Annotated in this window: 14 protein-coding genes; 5 read left to right on the plus strand and 9 right to left on the minus strand. The window is 67.1% G+C overall.

Annotated features, from left to right (window positions below):
* The first annotated feature begins 134 nt into the window (after positions 1-134).
* Complete coding sequence (locus AC5P6A_RS13345; protein ID WP_180877692.1) at positions 135-974, plus strand: alpha/beta hydrolase-fold protein; 840 nt, start codon at positions 135-137, stop codon at positions 972-974.
* Positions 975-1,056: 82 nt separating this feature from the next.
* Positions 1,057-1,995 carry an alpha/beta hydrolase-fold protein gene (locus AC5P6A_RS13350; RefSeq protein WP_180877691.1) on the plus strand — a complete coding sequence of 313 codons (939 nt, stop codon included), beginning with the start codon at positions 1,057-1,059 and terminating at the stop codon, positions 1,993-1,995.
* 76 nt (positions 1,996-2,071) lie between these two features.
* On the opposite strand, the gene AC5P6A_RS13355 is transcribed toward AC5P6A_RS13350, so the two are convergent.
* Together AC5P6A_RS13355 and AC5P6A_RS13360 are read right to left on the minus strand one after the other, a co-directional pair.
* A complete protein-coding gene (locus AC5P6A_RS13355) occupies positions 2,072-2,494 on the minus strand; it encodes a response regulator (protein WP_021203157.1) in 423 nt (140 codons plus the stop codon).
* A gap of 92 nt (positions 2,495-2,586) precedes the next feature.
* Entirely contained in the window at positions 2,587-3,354 is a 768-nt protein-coding gene (locus tag AC5P6A_RS13360) for a CPBP family glutamic-type intramembrane protease (RefSeq protein ID WP_346715142.1), read from the minus strand.
* A 150-nt stretch (positions 3,355-3,504) separates the two neighbouring features.
* Between AC5P6A_RS13360 and AC5P6A_RS13365 the strand changes: the two genes are divergently transcribed.
* Positions 3,505-3,813, plus strand: a complete 309-nt coding sequence (locus tag AC5P6A_RS13365; protein ID WP_111098887.1) for a TFIIB-type zinc ribbon-containing protein — start codon at positions 3,505-3,507, stop codon at positions 3,811-3,813.
* An 86-nt stretch (positions 3,814-3,899) separates the two neighbouring features.
* Here the strand turns inward: AC5P6A_RS13365 and AC5P6A_RS13370 are convergent, their stop codons facing one another.
* The 6 genes from AC5P6A_RS13370 to AC5P6A_RS13395 form a co-directional block, all read right to left on the minus strand.
* Entirely contained in the window at positions 3,900-4,412 is a 513-nt protein-coding gene (locus tag AC5P6A_RS13370; protein WP_134731880.1) for a GNAT family N-acetyltransferase, read from the minus strand.
* A gap of 81 nt (positions 4,413-4,493) precedes the next feature.
* On the minus strand, positions 4,494-5,519 hold the full coding sequence (locus AC5P6A_RS13375; protein WP_134731878.1) for a copper resistance protein B: 1,026 nt from the start codon (positions 5,517-5,519) through the stop codon (positions 4,494-4,496).
* A complete protein-coding gene (locus tag AC5P6A_RS13380; protein WP_155029986.1) occupies positions 5,516-7,327 on the minus strand; it encodes a copper resistance system multicopper oxidase in 1,812 nt (603 codons plus the stop codon). The genes AC5P6A_RS13375 and AC5P6A_RS13380 overlap by 4 nt, the downstream gene beginning before the upstream one ends.
* Before the next feature lie 75 nt (positions 7,328-7,402).
* Positions 7,403-7,783: a CopL family metal-binding regulatory protein gene (locus tag AC5P6A_RS13385; protein ID WP_346715143.1), complete on the minus strand. Its 381-nt coding sequence runs from the start codon at positions 7,781-7,783 to the stop codon at positions 7,403-7,405.
* A 195-nt stretch (positions 7,784-7,978) separates the two neighbouring features.
* Complete coding sequence (gene recQ / locus AC5P6A_RS13390) at positions 7,979-9,784, minus strand: DNA helicase RecQ (RefSeq protein WP_346715144.1); 1,806 nt, start codon at positions 9,782-9,784, stop codon at positions 7,979-7,981.
* Positions 9,785-10,301: 517 nt separating this feature from the next.
* Positions 10,302-10,850, minus strand: a complete 549-nt coding sequence (locus AC5P6A_RS13395; RefSeq protein WP_005410730.1) for a Dps family protein — start codon at positions 10,848-10,850, stop codon at positions 10,302-10,304.
* A gap of 86 nt (positions 10,851-10,936) precedes the next feature.
* On the opposite strand from AC5P6A_RS13395, the gene hrpA reads away from it, so the two are divergent.
* Positions 10,937-15,019 carry an ATP-dependent RNA helicase HrpA gene (hrpA, locus tag AC5P6A_RS13400; RefSeq protein ID WP_346715145.1) on the plus strand — a complete coding sequence of 1,361 codons (4,083 nt, stop codon included), beginning with the start codon at positions 10,937-10,939 and terminating at the stop codon, positions 15,017-15,019.
* Positions 15,020-15,136: 117 nt separating this feature from the next.
* Here the strand turns inward: hrpA and AC5P6A_RS13405 are convergent, their stop codons facing one another.
* A complete protein-coding gene (locus tag AC5P6A_RS13405; protein ID WP_019660107.1) occupies positions 15,137-15,673 on the minus strand; it encodes a hypothetical protein in 537 nt (178 codons plus the stop codon).
* A gap of 130 nt (positions 15,674-15,803) precedes the next feature.
* On the opposite strand from AC5P6A_RS13405, the gene AC5P6A_RS13410 reads away from it, so the two are divergent.
* Entirely contained in the window at positions 15,804-17,960 is a 2,157-nt protein-coding gene (locus tag AC5P6A_RS13410) for a RelA/SpoT family protein (protein WP_329843214.1), read from the plus strand.
* The last annotated feature ends 13 nt before the right edge of the window (positions 17,961-17,973 follow it).

The following is a 17,973-nucleotide window of genomic DNA, read 5'->3' on the forward strand; positions in this document are numbered from 1 at the left end:
CCGTGAACCATGGTGCGCGTTGCATGACCATCACCGACTCCATGGTGCTCCAGTTCCGGTCGATCGGCAAAGTGCCGCGAACGACAGTGCCTCCGGCGGTCTATGCTCAGCGCTTTCCCAATATGGACCGCCCCATGCGTCTGATCGTGCTGTCGCTGTTGTTGTCCGCTGTCTCCGCCGCGCCGCTGATGGCTGCAGAAACCGCGCCGCCCGCTGCCGCCTCGCCTTTGGCCATCGGCGAGACCTTCACCATCGGGTCGAAGGCGCTGGGCGAAACCCGCCGCATCAATGTTTACCGCCCGCAGCCGTGGGGCCTGGATCCGAAGGCGCCGCTGCCGGTGCTGTACATGGCCGATGGCGGCATCGGTGAGGACTTCCTGCATGTGGCCGGGCTGGTGCAGGTGCTGAGCGGCAACGGCAGCATGCGTCCGTTCCTGCTGGTTGGCATCGAGAACACCGAGCGCCGCCGCGACATGACCGGCCCCAGCAACGACCCGCAGGACCGGAAGATCGCGCCGCGCATTGGTGGTTCGGCGGCCTACCGCGCGTTCCTGCGCGAAGAGCTGATGCCGCAGGTGCGCCAGCGCTACCCGACCACCGACGAGCGCGCGCTGATCGGTGAATCGCTGGCCGGCCTGTTCGTGGCCGAGACGCTGCTGCAGGAGCCAACGTTGTTCAACAGCTACATCGCGCTGGACCCCAGCCTGTGGTGGAACCGTGGCGCAATGCTGGCCGGCGCAGCCAAACAGCTGCCGGCGGTGACGCGTGCGCAGCCGCGCGTATTCCTGGCCAGCAGTGGGCAGCCGGAGCTGGCCGCATCCACTGCACGACTGGCCGAGTTGCTGCAGCAGGCTTCGCCGTCGCCGCTGGTGAAGTACCTGCCGTTGCCGGAAGAAACCCACGCTACGATCTATCATCCGGCCGCATTGCAGGCGCTGCGCACACTGTTCCCGGCGCCGCCGGCCTCGCCCTGACCGCACTGGCAGTGGATTGCGCACCATGCAAGGATGCGGCAGCGGCGCCATCCGGTGCGCCGCCCACAATGGGAGCGTGTGGATGCAGCGTGTGCGTGGATGGAGTGTGGCGGCCTGCCTGGCCGTGAATGGCTGTGCGATGTCGGTGGCGCCACCGGCAACGCAGAATGAAGCGAAGGAGAGCCCGGCCGCCGCAGTGTCGGGCGTGGTGCTGCCGGATACCGAAGCGCTGCGCGTGCACGATCCGATCGGCCGCGATTATCCGGTCTGGGTAGCACTGCCGGCTGACTACGCGGCGCATCCGGAGAAGCGCTATCCGGTGCTGTACGTGACCGATGCGCTGTACAGCTTCCCGCTGGTGCGCAGCGTGCGCAACATGGTGGGGCAGAAGGGCGTGAACCTGGAGGATTTCATCCTGGTCGGGCTGCCGCCGCAGGAAGGCCTGACGTCCAAGCAGAGCCGCTCGCGCGATTACACGCCCAGCGATCCGGCGCGGACCGATCCGCGTGACTACAGCGACGACGTCAGCTACGGCGGCGCGGCGCACTACCGCGATTTCCTCGCTGAGCAGGTGCTGCCGATGATCGATGCGCGCTACCGCACCGATCCGGCGCGGCGTGCCTATGCCGGTCATTCCTATGGTGGCCTGTTCGGCGCCTACGTGCTGACCACGCGCCCGGATATGTTCCGCACCTACATCCTCTCCAGCCCATCACTGTGGTTCGACGACCATCGGGCGCCGCGCATGCAGGCCGAGGCCAAGGCGCCGGCGCAGCCGACCACGGTGGTGCTGTCGGTGGGCAGCTTTGAAACGGTCAAGCCCGAACCGCGTTATTTCACCCGCAACGACATGCTGCGCCACAACGCAGAATTCGCCGAGCAGCTACGCAGCAGCGGGCGATCGTTGAAGGTGGAGAACATGGTGATCGATGACGAGGATCACTTCACCGTCTACCCGGACACGATCACCCGTGCGCTGCTGAAGGTGTTTCCGGGTAGCGGGCCGTACAGCAGCGGTTGATGATGGGCGCCATCCACGCATGGCGTGGATCTACAGGGCCATTGCAGTAGATGCACGCCATGCATGGATGAACGCCTCAGGCCGCCTGTGCATCCGGCCCGGTCAATACGCCCACATCGGCATGCCGGAAGCACAGCCGGATGGCGTCGAGCAGCTCGCTCATGTTGTACGGCTTGGGCAGGAAATGGATGCCGTCGCGCAGCTGCGGCAGCACCTGGTGCTGGTCCATGCCCGACGTCACCAGGATCGGCAGCTGGGGATACAGGCCGCGGACCCGGTTGGCGGCTTCGATGCCACTGATTGCACCCAGATTGACGTCGGTGAACAGCAGATCGAAACGCTCACCGGCGGCCAGTAGGCCCAATGCCGCTTCGGCAGAGCTCACGCCCGCCACGTGGCAGGCCTGGCTTTCCAGCGCCAGCCGACTCAGTTCGCGGGTTTCCTCGGCGTCCTCGATGAGCAGGACGCGGGGTTCGACGTGGCGCTTGGACAGCAACATGACGCGACAACTCCGGACAGCAACGGTGAAATGGCGCGCAAGTATGCGCAAGCCAGTAGTGATCCCGACGTGCACGGCAGGCTAAGCGGGCGTTACAGGCTTCTCTGGCGCCGGAGCCGCACGTGCCAGGCCAGCACCGCGACCGCGAGCAGGGCGGTGCCGATGCGCAGACCGGTGGCCTGCCAGCCCAAAGCGACGGCGTCGTCGAGGCTGAACACATTCCAGGCCAGGTTCATCGAAACGTGCAGGGCCAGGCCGCACCACAGCGTGTCGCCGTCGAGGTGGTCGAGCAAAGCGAAGATGAAGCCACCGAGGGCGATCACTGCGCCGACGAACAGCGCGATGCCGCCACCGTCCAACCCGCCGAAGCCGAGCCAGTGCACCATGCCGAACAGCAGCGCCTGCGGCAATGCAAGCCATGGCCAGGGGCCGCGCACGATCTTCACCAGCAGCACGAAGCCCAGGCCGCGGAAGAGTACTTCCTCGGCCAGCGGGAACAGCACCGCCAGCATGGTGGCATCCAGTACGGTCAGTGCCTTGTTCGGTGTACCGAGCAGCGCCAGGCCCAGCCAGCAGGGCAGGCTGGCCAGCAGTACCCACATCGGGCCGCTCCAGCCGTTGCCGCGCAGCCCCAGGCTGGCCATCAGGCCCATCCCGCGTGGCCGCAGCAGCGCGGCCAGCAGAAGTGCCACGAGCACGGCCAGCGCGTTGTCGAGCAGGCTGCCGCCGTAAGCAATGGGCAAGGCGGGAATCGGCGTGGCTGCGGCGGCTGCGATGTCGCGCAGATTCAGGCCAACGCCAACGCCGAACAGCACCAGCAGCAGGCGCGCGGCGCTGGGCAGGCGGGACAGGACGGTCATGGACGCACTCCCTGCGGAACCAGCTTGCAGTGTGGAAGATGGCGAGGGACGCTGGCACGCGCCGGAAGTCCCTGTGCTATCGGTCATGTGTTGCCGCACAGTCATCACAGGGCAGGTACAGTCGTTACCAGACCGACAGGAGCAATGCCGATGCTGTGCCCCGTGTGCAAGACCCAGACCCTGCAGATGGCCGAACGCCATGGCATCGAGATCGACTATTGTCCTGGCTGCCGAGGTGTGTGGCTGGATCGTGGCGAGCTGGACAAGATCATCGAACGTGCGGGCGCCGGTGCTGCGGTACCTCCGCCAGCGCCCGTGCAGGCTCAGCCGGCGTCCGCGCCGCCACCGGTGATGCACCGTGATACCCGCCACCTCGGCCAGCGCTACGAGGACAACCGTGGCCACGGCTACAAGAAAAAGAAGAAGGAGAGCTTCCTCTCCGAGTTGTTCGACTTCTAGGCGCTTCGCTCTCTGTAGAGTCGAGCCATGCTCGACTGGCTGTTGCCGCCAATAGCCGAGCATGGCTCGACTCTACAAAGACGTGATCACGGCCGCCGAAGGATAAACTCGCGGTCGTGGGTATCGCCGACGATGAAGTCGTACTCGCCCACTTTGCTGCAGCCATAGCGCGCGTAGAAGCGCTGCGCGCCGAAGTTTTCTTCCCATACGCCCACCCACAGGGTGCGGCGCTGCGGCTGGTCCAGCCAGGCCATGAACGCGTCCATCATGCGTGCACCATGGCCGCCGTTCTGGTGTGCAGCCAGAATGTAGAACCGCTTCAGCTCGATGTCACCCTCGCGTGCATCCGTGTGCGGCAAGGTGTTGGCACCGGCGGCCAGATAGCCGACCACGGCGTCACCGTCCAGCAACAGCCAGATGGCACTGCGTGGGTCGGACAGTTCGATGCGCTGCGGTTCGCTGCTGTAGTGCGCCTGCAGGAAATCGTGCAGCTCCTGCGGCGGATAGGAATCGCCCCAGGTTTCGTTGTACGTGGCGATGGCGATCGCCGACAGCGCATCGACATCGGCAAGGGTGGCGCGGCGGATCTGCAACGACATGGCGGTGCCTGCATTGGAACGTGGCGCAGTGTAGCCGGCCCCGGCGGCTGCCGGGGCTGGCCATTGCTCACGAACCGCTGCTCAGAACCACATGCGCACGCCCGCCACCCAACGCGTGTCGCGCGCGTGGTCACCGGCATAGTCGGCGGTGTCGCCAAACGTACGTTCGTGGCTGATGCCGATGTACGGCGCGAAGCGACGGCTGAACTCATAGCGCAGGCGCAGCCCGGCTTCGACCTTGTTCAGTCCGCGACCAATGCCGTACTCCGGTTCATCCTTGGCCGCAACGGTGGCTTCCAGCAGCGGCTGCAGGATCAGGCGGTTGGTCAACAGCACGTCGTACTCGACCTCGGCCTTGGCCAGCACCTGGCCGCCGGAGCCCATGTACAGCGTGGCCGAGCTTTCGAACTTGTACGGCGCCAGACCCTGGATGCCGATGGCCGCCCATGTGCGCGAGTCGGACGGGCGGAAGTCCTGGCGCACGCCGACCAGCACGTCCCACCACGGCGACACGCTGCGACCATACAGTGCTTCCAGTGACGACGATTCGGTGCGGCCGCGGCTGCGTTCGCCATCGGTGCGCAGCCACAGGCGGTTGATGTTGCCGCCGATCCAGCCGGTGGCTTCCCAGGCCTGGCCGTTGCTGCTCTTGCCATCCCAATGCTCAAGCCGGTCGATCAGCAGCAGGCTGTTGATCTCCGGCGCGTGTTCCATCGCGCCATGCGCGATCGGCGGGAAGGCGGCGGCGCGGTCGGCATCAGTCGGAACCGGGATCGGTTCGCGCGGTTCGGTGGGTGCAGGCGTGCCGTGGCCCATCGCCCCGTGGTCCATCTGCGAATGGTCCATCGCCGCTGGCTGCATCGCGCCATGGTCCATCTTCGAGTGGTCCATCGTGGAGTGGTCCATGCCGGCGTGATCCGCCGCACCCATGTCCATCTCCGAATGATCCATCTTTGAATGATCGACCGTTTCGGCCGGGGTCTTCGCGCTCTTCGCAGGCACGTTCATCGCGCCCATGTCATGGCCGGCGTGCGACTGCGCGAACACCGGCAACGCGGCGGCCAGGCCCAGGGCCAGCAGGCTGGGGGAAAGCAGTGAGCGGCTCATTCTTCGATCCTCACTTCGCGCATCATGCCCGCTTCCATGTGGTACAGCAGATGGCAGTGATAGGCCCAGCGGCCGAGCGCGTCGGCGCGCACGCGGTAGCTGCGGCGTGTACCGGGTGGCATGTCGATGGTGTGCTTGCGCACCTGGAATTCGCCTTGTGCGTTTTCCAGATCGCTCCACACGCCGTGCAGATGGATCGGGTGCTGCATCATGGTGTCGTTGACCAGCACGATGCGCATGCGTTCGCCGTAGTTCAGCCGCAGCGGCTCGGCGCTGGCAAACGGGATGCCGTCGAACGACCAGGAGAATTTCTCCATGTGGCCGGTCAGGTGCAGCTCGACTTCACGACTGGGCTCGCGACCATCGGGGTCTTCGAACAGGCTGCGCATGGCGCCGTAGGTCAGGACCTTGCGGCCGTTGTCGCGCAGGCCGATGCCGGGGTCGTCCAGCTTCGGTTCGGTAGCCGAACTCTGCATGTCCACCAGCGGGTTGTTGCGCTCGCTGGGCGGGTGCTTTGGCGCCTTGCTGGCGGCATCACCGCCGCCATGCGCACCGTGGCCCATGCTGGCGCCACAGCCGCCTTCCATGCCCTTCATCGCGGTCATGTCGTGCCCGCCATGACCGCCACCGCCCATGTCATGCCCCATGTCGCTCATGGTCAGCAACGGGCGCGGGTCGCGTGCAGGGATCGGCGCCTGCAGGCCATGGCGTACCGCCAGCGTGCCGGCAGCGAAGCCGGTGCGGCCCATGTCCTGGCAGAAGATGGTAAACGCGTCCTGGCCGGTGGGCTCGACCAGCACATCGTAGGTTTCGGCGGGAGCGATGCGGAACTCATCGATGCTGACCGGATGGATGTACTGGCCATCGGCGGCGACCACGGTCATCTTCAGGCCGGGAATGCGCACATCGAAGTAGGTCATCGAGGCGCCATTGATGAAGCGCAGCAGTACCTTTTCCCCGCTGCGGAACAGCCCGGTCCAGTTGCCGGCTGGCGCCGTACCGTTCATCAGGTAGGTGTAGGTATGCGCGTTGATGTCGGAGATGTCGGTGGGCGTCATCCGCATCCGGCCCCACATGCCACGGTCCGACAGCGCAGCCGACCAGCCGTCACGCTTCGCATCGCGCAGGAAGTCGGGCAGGGTGCGCTTGTAGTAGTTGTCGTGCTCGGCAAGCTTCTTCATGCGGCGGAACAACGCACCCGGGTCCATGTCGGTCCAGTCGGACAGCAGGATCACGTGCTCGCGGTCGTGGTGGTACGGCGCTGGCTCGGCCGGATCGATGATCAGTGCACCGTACAGGCCGGCCTGCTCCTGGAACATCGAATGGCTGTGGTACCAGTAGGTGCCCGACTGCTTCAGCTGGAAGTGGTAGTGGTAGGTCTCGCCGGGGCCGATGCCGTTGAAGCTCAGGCCGGGCACGCCGTCCATGTTGGCCGGCAGCAGGATGCCGTGCCAGTGGATCGAGGTCGGGTGGCGCTCCAGCGTGTTGCGCACGAACAGGTCCACGGTCTGGCCTTCGCGCCAGCGCAGGATCGGCGCCGGCAGCGAGCCGTTGACGGTGATCGCCGGGCGGGTGCGGCCGGTGAAGTTGGCCAGCGATTCGCCGATGGCCAGTTCGATGCGGGTATCGCTGAGCACGGCCGGGGCGCCGGCCAGGCGCGGGGCGGCCGTGGCGGAGGCGAGCGTACGCTGCGGCACGCCGACAGCGGCGATGCCGGCAACCACGCCACCGGCGGCCAGGCCCTGCACGAACAGGCGGCGCGACGGCATGGGCACAGCGCCCGGGCCGGGGGGAATGCGGGTATTCATGGTGGTGACTCCAGACACGTAAAGACGCCGGCAGCTGGCCGGCTACGGTGCGCAGGGCGCACGATGCGTGTGGAATCAGCCGATGGGAGGGCGTGAGATGGGCGGCAGCGGCGGCGCCGGCCGGCCAGTGGCCGGCATCGGCTGCGGCGGCAGCGACAGTGCCGGGCCCGCCAGGTACGGCAACGGCTGCACCACCAGCAGCGGGTGCTGGGCGCAACTGCGCACGCAGTCCTTGATCTGGCAGTGGGCGTCGTGGGCGGGGGCCTTGACCTGCGGGGCCTCGTCGGCCTGCATGGCGGCGTGGTGGTGGCAGTCGGCATCGCCGCCATCAAGGGCGGCTACCGCGTGGGCCATCCGGCCCATTTCCTCGTGACCACTGGCCATGGCCGCGTTCAGCCCGTTGAGCAACAGGCTGAGCATGAGCACGACACGGAGCAGGGTCGAGGCGAGGGACATGGCGCTAATCTAGCCGCAAGCGGCTGTGGATGCACTTCCGGCTGAATGGGCGGTTCAAGGTTGGACCTGCACCAGTGTAGAGCCGAGCCCACGCTCGGCTGCCGTTCACGCAGAAGCAGCCGAGCGTGGGCTCGGCTCTACAGGGGGACGAGCGCACGGTTGGCGACGGGGAGGCGCCTGGCCAGGCGCCCGGCGCTACCCCTCTTCGCGCACGATCTCGACCAGGCGCGGGCCGTAGCGGCTCAGCTTGGTGCCGCCGATGCCGCCGACCCGTGCCAGTTCATCCAGGCTGGTCGGGCGCTGCGCGGCGATGTTGCGCAGGGTGCTGTCGTGGAAGATCACGAAGGCCGGCACGTTCTGTTCGCGGGCCAGTTCGGCGCGCAGACCGCGCAGCGCGTTGAACAGCGCCAGATCCTGCGGCAGCACAGACAGGCCGGTGCGCTGCGCGCTGCGCTCGCGCCCGCTGGCGCTGCTGGCCGGGTCGCGGCGCATGCTGATCTGGCGGCGACCGGTCAGCACGTCGCGGCTGGCATCGGTCAGGCGCAGGCCACCGTGGCCCTCGCTGTCCACTTCCAGCAGGCTGGCGGCCACCAGCTGGCGGAACACGCTGCGCCAGGTGCGCGCATCCAGGTCGCGGCCGATCGCATAGGTACTGAGCTTGTCGTGGCCCTGCTGTTTGACCTTCTCGTTCTCGCTGCCCCGCAGGATGTCGATCAGGTGGCCGACGCCGAAGCGCTGGCCGCTGCGGTAGACACAGCTCAGCGCCTTCTGCGCTGGGATAGTCGCGTCCCATGAGGCCGGCGGTGTCAGGCAGTTGTCGCAGTTGCCGCAGGGCTGGGGATAGGTCTCGCCGAAACCGGCCAGCAGCACCTGGCGGCGGCATTGCATGGATTCGCAGTAGCCCAGCAGGTGGTCGAGCTTGCCCCGTTCCAGCTGCTTGCGTTCTTCGCCCGCCTCGGATTGTTCGATCATCTGCTTGAGCAGTACCACGTCGCCCAGGCCGTAGCACAGCCAGGCTTCGGCAGCTTCGCCATCACGACCAGCGCGGCCGGTTTCCTGGTAGTAGCCTTCCATCGACTTGGGCAGGTCGGTATGCGCCACGAAGCGCACGTCCGGCTTGTCGATGCCCATGCCGAAGGCGATGGTGGCGCACATGACGATGCCGTCCTCGCGCAGGAAGCGGCGCTGGTTGTTAGCGCGCACCTCCGGCGGCAGGCCGGCGTGGTAGGGCAGGGCGTTGAAGCCCTGGCCGCACAGGAATTCAGCGGTCTCCTCGACCTTGCGCCGCGACATGCAATAGACGATGCCGGCCTCGCCACGGTGGCCGCGCAGGAAATCGATCAGCTGCTTGCGGGCGTTGTCCTTCTGCACCACGGTGTAGCGGATGTTGGGGCGGTCGAACGAGCTGACGAAGTGGCGGGCTTCCTGCAGATCGAGGCGTTCGGCGATCTCGCGCTGGGTCGGCGGGTCGGCGGTGGCGGTGAGCGCGATCCGCGGAATCTGCGGCCAGCGCTCGTGCAGCACGGTCAGCTGGCGGTATTCCGGGCGGAAGTCGTGGCCCCACTGCGACACGCAGTGGGCTTCGTCGATGGCGAACAGGGCAATCTGGCTGCGTGACAGCAGCGACAGGAAGCGGCCGGTCAGCAGCCGCTCGGGGGCGACATAGAGCATGTCCAGCTCGCCGGCCAGCAGCTCGCGTTCGACGCGGCCGGCGGTCTCGGCATCCAGGGTGGAATTCAGGTACTCGGCACGAACGCCGAGCTGGCGCAGGGCTTCGACCTGGTCCTGCATCAGCGCGATCAGTGGCGAGATGACGATGCCACATCCGTCACGCAGCAGGGCCGGCACCTGGTAGCACAGCGACTTGCCACCGCCGGTGGGCATCAGCACCAGGGCATCGTGACCGGCAGCGACATGCTCCACGATGTCCTGCTGCGGACCACGGAAATCGTCGTAACCAAAGACGCGTTGGAGCAGGTCGTGCGCGGGACGGGAAGCCATCCGGCTAGTTTACCCCGGCGGGGGAGTCGGCAGGGCTGCGCCCTGGGAACGCGCCATCGCATGCGCGCTGCCGCTCCCACGCTTCGCTGCGCGAAACGCGGGCCCCACTTACCAGCTCCCAGACCCCCGCCGCTTCGCGTCCGCCCCCTGACTCAGGGGGCTCTCCCCCAGACTTGGCCCGGTGGCGGGTAGATCCACGCCATGCGTGGATGAAATCTGTCAGATATCGACAATCAAAATGGGGTCAGATCCGTTTTCCTGCGGAAAACGGATCTGACCCCAATGGCTTTGCCGGCAGATCGCGGAAATCTGTCGAAGGCGGGGTGGGTCCGGTGGCAGGGGTGTCCGCGGCATGGATGCCGCGGCCAAGCCCCCAAGGACGGGTTTACGGCGTCCCCTGCCACCGGACCCACCCCGCCAACCCACAGGAAACCAGCTCTTGCTCTTGCTCTGGTAGTTGCTGTTGCTTCGGCCTCTGCGGGTGCAGGGCGCAGCCCTGCCGAACCAGCCCCAACTCTTACTGCAGCAGGGAACGCAGCATCCAGGCGTACTTCTCGTGGGTCTGCAGGCGCTGGGTCATCAGATCCTCGGTCGGCGCGTCGTCCCCCTTGGCCGCCACCTCCAGCACTTCACGTGCCGTACGGCAGACCGCTTCGTTGGCGACCACCAACTGGCGTACCATTTCACGCCAGTCCGCACTGTCGGTCAGGCCCGGTTCCTCGGCGATCGAGGTCAGCGCAGCGAATTCCCGGTAGGAGCCCGGGGCATTGAAGCCCAGCGCGCGGATGCGCTCGGCCACATCGTCCAGTGCCGCCCACTGCTCGGTGTACTGCGTCTCGAACATGGTGTGCAGCGAGTTGAACATCGACCCGGTCACGTTCCAGTGGAAGTTGTGCGTCTTCAGGTAGAGCGTGAACGCATCGGCCTGGAAGCGCGACAGACCGTCGGCGATCTTCTTGCGGTCGCCCTGGGTGATCCCGATATCGATGTTCGGCGCCGACGGTGCCGCCGCCGCAAGCTTCTGCTTGCCGGTCTTGGCCTTGGTCGTGCTCTTGGTCTTCGCCATGGGGTTCCTCCTTGTGGAATCGTTGGCCTTCACAATAAACCGGTCGTGATGACTGGTCGCTTTCAAAGTTTTGAACGAACCGATTGATGAACTCTATCGATAAAAATCCATCGCCCCGCCTGCGCCAACAGCGCGCCGCCATCGACGGCGCCATGAGCCGCGACCGGGGCCGTTTGCTGGGGATGCTCTCGCGTTGCCAGGCCAAGCCACAGGATGCGGCACTGGCCGCCACCTTCGAGCAGGCCTTGCAGGCGTCGGTGCAGCGCCGGCAGGTGCGGGCGCAGCAGCAGCCGTCCATTACTCTGGACCCGCAGCTGCCGATTGCGCGTGAAGCCGACGCCATCATCGGGCTGATCCGCGACCACCAGGTCGTGGTGATCGCTGGTGAAACCGGTTCGGGCAAGACCACCCAGCTGCCGAAACTGTGCCTGGCCGCCGGCCGTGGCCAGGCCGGCATGATCGGCTGCACCCAGCCGCGACGGATTGCCGCACGTGCGGTAGCCAGCCGTGTCGCACAGGAACTGCAGAGTGAACTGGGCCAGCTGGTGGGCTACCAGGTGCGCTTCAACGACAAGGTCAGCGAAGACAGCCGCATCAAGTTCATGACCGACGGCATCCTGCTGGCGGAGATTGCCAGCGACCGCTGGTTGTCGAACTACGACACGATCATCGTCGACGAGGCGCACGAGCGCAGCCTCAACATCGACTTCCTGCTGGGCTACCTGAAGCAGCTGCTGCGCAAGCGCCCCGACCTGAAGCTGATCGTCACTTCGGCCACCATCGACACCGGACGCTTCGCCCAGCATTTCGACAATGCGCCGGTGATCAGCGTTGAGGGCCGCACCTACCCGGTGGAGGTGCGCTACCGCGCGCTGGAAGGCGAGGGTGAAGACCAGGGCGAACGTACCGTCAACGATGCCATCGTGTCGGCTGTCGACGAGATTACCCGCTTGGATGCACGCGGCGACGTGCTGATCTTCCTGCCGGGCGAGCGCGAGATCCGCGATGCGCACCAGTCGCTGGAACGGCGAAAGTACCGCAACACCGAGGTACTGCCACTGTATGCGCGGCTGTCCAACCAGGACCAGGACCGGGTGTTCAATCCCGGGCCGAACCGGCGCATCGTGCTGGCCACCAATGTGGCGGAAACCTCGCTGACGGTGCCGCGCATCCGTTACGTGGTCGATCCGGGCCTTGCCCGCGTCAAGCGCTACAGCCCGCGCAACAAGCTGGACCGCCTGCACATCGAGCCGATCTCGCAGGCCAGCGCCAACCAGCGCAAGGGGCGCTGCGGCCGTATCGCCGAGGGCATCTGTTACCGCCTGTATGCTGAGGCCGATTTCCAGGCGCGGCCGGAGTTCACCGATCCGGAAATCCGCCGCTCCAGCCTGGCCGGGGTGATCCTGCGCATGCTGCAGCTGGGCCTGGGCCGCATCGAGGAGTTCCCGTTCCTGGAAGCACCGGACGAGCGCGCGGTGGCCGATGGCTGGCAGCAGCTGACCGAACTGGGGGCGATCGATGCCGAACGGCGCCTGACCACCATCGGCAAGCAGATGGCGCGCCTGCCGGTGGACGTGAAGCTGGCGCGCATGCTGGTGGCCGCGCAGGCCGCCGGCTGCCTGCGGCCGATGCTGGTGATCGCCTCGTTCCTGGGCATCCAGGACCCGCGTGAACGCCCGCCCGAGGCGCGCGGTGCGGCCGACAGCGCGCATGCGCAGTTTGCCGACGGCCGATCCGAGTTCGTCGGCGTGCTGCGCCTGTGGGATGCCTACCGGCAGGCACATGAAGACCTGACCCAGTCCAAGCTGCGCGACTGGTGCGGCCGTCATTTCCTCGGTTTCCTGCGCATGCGCGAATGGCGAGAGCTGCATCGCCAGCTGCGGCTGCTGTGCGAGGAGCTGGGCTGGAAGGAAGAGGCCAGCGAGGCGTCGATGGCACCGTTGCTGGCCGGCAGCAGTGCGCCGGCCCCGGCGCGTGATGACGCGGCCGCAGTAAAGGCCACCCGCGGCCAGTTGCATCGTGCCGCGCGCTTGGCCCGCGAAGGCAAGGCCGAGGCCGCACCGGCACCGGTGGCCGTGCGCGCGCAGAAGGAACAGGCGCCCGCCGGCGGCGGCTTCAGCGAACGTGTACGCGCTGCTGCCTACCAGACGCTGCACCGGGCGCTGGTGGCGGGCCTGCCGACGCAGATCGGCCACCGCACCGAGAAGGGCGATTTCCAAGCGCCGCGCCAGCGCCGCTTCCTGCCGTTCCCCGGTTCGGCGCTGGCCAAGCGGCCACCGCCGTGGCTGCTGGTGGCCAACCTGCTGGATACGCAGAAGGTATGGGGCATGACCCTGGCCGCGATCGAGCCGGACTGGGTGATCGCCGAACTGCCGCACCTGCTGCTGCGCAAGCACTTCGACCCGCACTGGTCGCGCGCGCAGGGCCAGGTGCTGGCGTCTGAGCAGATCAGCCTGTTCGGCCTGGTGCTGGCACCGAAGAAACCGGTCCATTACGGCCGCATCGCGCCGGGCGAGGCGCATGACATCTTCGTGCGCCAGGCACTGGTGACCGGCGAGATCAATACCCGCGCCAGTTTCGTCGCCGACAACCAGAAGGTGCTGGAGGTCGCGCGCGAGGAAGAAGCCAAGCTGCGCCGCGCCGGCATCGTTGCCGACGAAGACTGGCAGGCACGCTGGTACCTGGACCGGGTGCCGCCGCAGATCCATTCGGCCTCCGGCCTGGATGCCTGGTGGAAGGGTCTTGCGCCGGAACAGCGCAAGACCCTGCACTGGTCGCTGGCCGACCTGTTGCCGGGCGAAGGCAGTGAGCAGGAGCGCTACCCGAAGTACCTCGCGCTGGGCCAGGCACGATTGCCGCTGCATTACCGCTTCGAGCCGGGTGCCGAGGATGACGGCGTAACCCTTGACGTACCGCTGCACCTGCTCAACGCATTGGATCCGGTGCAGCTGGGCTGGCTGGCGCCCGGCTTCGTTGCCGACAAGGCTGCGGCGCTGATTCGCAGCCTGCCCAAGGCGATGCGCCGCAACTACGTGCCGGCGCCGGACTTTGGTCGCGCGTTCTACGAGGCGTTCCCGCAACCCAGTGCCGATGCCATCACCGGCGAACTGGCGCGTTTCCTCTCACGCGCGACAGGCGCCACGGTGACCGCGCTCGATTTCGAGCCCGGCTCGATCGAACCGCACCTGCACATGAACCTGCGCCTGCGCGACGAGCAGGGCAGGGTGCTGGCCACCTCGCGCGACCTGGACGCATTGCGCGCGAAGTTCGGTGGGCGCGCGGGCGACGCCTTCGCTGCACGCGCCGGACGTGAAATGGCGGCTGATGGCCTGCGTACCTTCCCGGGCACGCCGATTCCGCTGCAGGTGCCCGGCGAAGCCGGCGTGCCGGCCTATCCGGCGCTGCTGGACGAGGGCGACAGCGTGGCGCTGCGCATCTTCGCTGATCGGCAGCAGGCGCAGGCGGCTCATCCGCTGGGTGTGCGCCGCCTGCTGGAGATCGCGCTAGCCGAGAAGATGAAGCAGGCACGCAAGCAGTTGCCGGTGGGTGCCAAGACGGGCCTGCTGTATGCGGCGATCGAATCGCAGGAACGCCTTCGTGGCGACCTGGTTGATGCGGCGATGAACGCCGTACTGGCTGAAGGCCTGGAAGACATACGCGATGCGGCGGCCTTCGAGCAGCGCCGCGAGCATGCGGCCAAGGCGCTGTTCGGTGAGGCCATGTCGCGGCTGAAGCTGGCCGAGACCATCCTGGCGCTGGTGGCCGAATTGAAGCCGATGCTGGAAGCGCCGCTGATGGGCTGGGCGCGCGGCAACCTGGACGACATGGAGGCGCAGCTGGCCGGGCTGATCCATCCAGGCTTCCTGCGCGATACACCGGCCGACGCATTGGCGCAGTATCCGCGCTATCTGAAAGCGATGATCCTGCGTACCGAGCGCGCCAAGCGTGATCCGCCGCGCGATCAGGCGCGCATGCTGGAACTGCATCCGTTCCTGGAAGCGCTGGAAGTGGCTGAGCAGCAGGGCCTGCGCGAGCACCCGCAATGGCAGGCGCTGCGCTGGGATCTGGAAGAGCTGCGGGTGTCGCTGTTCGCGCAGGAGCTGGGCGCGCGGACCGGCATCTCGGCGAAGAAGCTGGCGCAGCGGGTAGCCGCACTGCGCCAGGCGTGACTCCGATGATGTGATGACGTAGAGCCGAGCCCATGCTCGGCTGCTTTTTTGATGCCTCGTCATCTTCCCGTGCAGATCGCAGCCGAGCGTGGGCTCGGCTCTACACGATGGGCGTCGTTACTTGGTACGACGCACCTTCGGCTGGGTGTTCACACCGTCGACCTTCAGGTACCAGACGCCCATCACACCGGGCTTGATGCTGACGGCGGGCGACTGCCTGCGCACGCCTGCCAGGGTGGTTGCATCGATCTGCTCCCATTCCTGGCCGTTGTCCAGCACGTAGACGCGGCCCTTGCCGAACCCGCGGAACTCACCCTGCAGCACGCCGACGATCGGCTCACTGCTGCCGAAATCGAAGAAGCCGCGATTCTTCACGATCACTTCCTGGCGGCCTTCCTCGCGCGCCGATTCCCGTACCGCTGCAACTGCCTGGGTCGTGGCCGCCTCGACCTTGCCCTGCAGCCAGCGGTTGAGCGTGGCCAGTTCCTGCGCACTGAGCTTGTCCAGGCCAGCAGCCTTGAATTCGGCCGGTGACATCTGCTGCTGCAGGTCACCCTCTACCACGCGCTGGGCCAGCGCAGGCGCCGACAGGGACAGCAACAGTGCGGCACAAGCCAGCAGCCGTAGGCGGAAACGCGGGACGATCGGGGACATGACGGGACTCTCCTGGGTTTGCCCGCGAGTGTAGCGGCATGTCTTCATGCCGGGGGATGGTGGCCACGGTCATTGTCCCTGAACGGCGCCGGCGCTAGTGTAGAGGCCTCTGTCTTGCCTGCTTGATGCTGTGAACCGCGCTTCCGTCCCCGGCCTGGATGCCTTGTTGAACCGTCCCTCGGCAGCGGTGCTGCCTGCTCCGCTGCGCCAGGCCCTGCGCGAGCATTGGGAAGCGCCGGATTGCGACCACCAGATGCGTACCACCTGGTCGGTGCTGGGCGATACCCTCGATGCGCTGGCGATGCTCTCGGCCGACGAAGGCGCGGTGGTGGCAGCATTGCTGTTTGACCTGCCAGGCCTGCGTACCAGTCTGGACCAGCTGCCGCTGGGCAACCACAAGGCGGCGGTGATCGGCCTGCTCGACGGCCAGGATGCGGCCGACCCGGTGTGGGCACTGCACGCCGGCCGTGAGGCCGGACGCAACAGCGAGGGCCTGCGCCGGCTGCTGCTGGCGATCATCCGCGACCTGCGCGTGGTGCCGATCCTGCTGGCGCGCCAGCTCGCGAGGATGCGCGCGGCCGACAAGCTGGACGACGAGCAGCGCCGCGCGCTGGCCCAGCTGACCCGCGACATCCACGCGCCCCTGGCCAACCGCCTGGGCATCTGGCAGCTGAAGTGGGAGCTGGAGGACCTGGCGTTCCGCCACCTGGAGCCGGAGACCTACCGGCGCATTGCGCGGGAAGTCGACGAAACCCGCATCGCCCGCGAGCGCTACGTCGAGAATGTCAAGAAGGTGCTGTCGCGCGAGCTGGTTGCGCAGGGCATCAAGGCCGAGGTCAGTGGCCGCCCGAAGCACATCTACAGCATCTGGCGGAAGATGCAGAAGAAGCGGCTGGCGTTCGACCAGCTGTACGACATCCGTGCGGTGCGGGTAATGGTCGACGATGTCGCCGCCTGCTATGCCGCGCTGGGCGTGGTGCATGCACTGTGGGCACCGGTGCCGAGCGAGTTCGACGATTACATCGCCCGGCCCAAGGCCAACGACTATCGCTCGCTGCATACCGCCGTGGTTGGTCCGGAAGGGCGCACCATTGAAGTGCAGATCCGTACCCACGAGATGCATTCGCAGGCCGAGCTGGGCGTGGCCGCGCACTGGAAGTACAAGGAAGGCGGCAAGGGCGCGGAGAAGTCCTTCGACCGCAAGATCACCTGGATGCGCCAGCTGCTGGAGCAGGCCCAGGACGGGCAGGGCAACGAACTGGCCGGGGCGCTCGATGCCGAACTGACCGAGGACCGGGTCTATGCGCTGAGCCCGAAGGACGAGGTGCTGGACCTGCCGCAGGGCGCCACGCCGCTCGATTTCGCCTATCAGGTGCACACCATGGTTGGCCACCGCTGCCGTGGCGCGAAGGTCAATGGCCGCATCGTACCGCTGACTTACCGTCTGCGCAGTGGCGACCGGGTCGAGATACTGACCGGCAAGGAGGCCGACCCGCGCCGCGACTGGCTGATGCCGGCCAACGGCTTCCTGGCCAGCAACCGTTCGCGCGAGAAGGTGCGCAGCTGGTTCCACAAGCTGGACCGCGCGCGCAACGTGCAGGCCGGGCGCGAACTGCTCGAGCGCGAGCTGAAGCGCCTGGGGCTGCAGCACTCGGACCTGGCCATCGCGGCGAAGAAGTTCCATGCCGACGGCGTTGACGACCTCTACATCCAGGTGGCGCTGGGCGATACCGGGCCGAACCAGGTCAGCCGTGCCCTGCTGGAAGCCGAACGTGCAGCAAGCCAACCGGCGCCCGCGCCGAGCCTGCCGCGGCCGACCGCGCGCCGCGAGAACCTGGGCAAGTCCAAGTTCACCGTACAGGGCGTGGGCAACCTGCTGGTACAACTGGCGCGCTGCTGCCAGCCGGTGGCCGGCGAACCCATCGTCGGCTACCTGACCCGTAGCCGCGGTGTCACCGTGCATCGTGCAGACTGCGCTGCGCTGGCCCGTCTGGCGGCCACCAGCCCGCAGCGCATCCTGCCGGTGGAGTGGGGCCAGGCCGGGGGCGGCTACGAGGTGGACGTCGTGGTCGATGCGGTCGATCGCCGCTGGCTGCTGAAGGACATCACCAACCTGATCGCCCAGGAAGACGCCTACGTGCTGGACATCCACAGTGACAACGTGCGCAACAGTGGCCGTGCCCACCTGCGCCTGCGGCTGAAGGTCAGTGACTACGGCCAGCTGTCGACCCTGCTGGGCAAGCTGGACGCGCTGCCCGGCGTGAGCGAGGCGCGTCGCCTCGGCTGAGCTTCACGCTGCC

This window comes from Stenotrophomonas sp. YJH_SMC_20 (genome assembly GCF_059367845.1).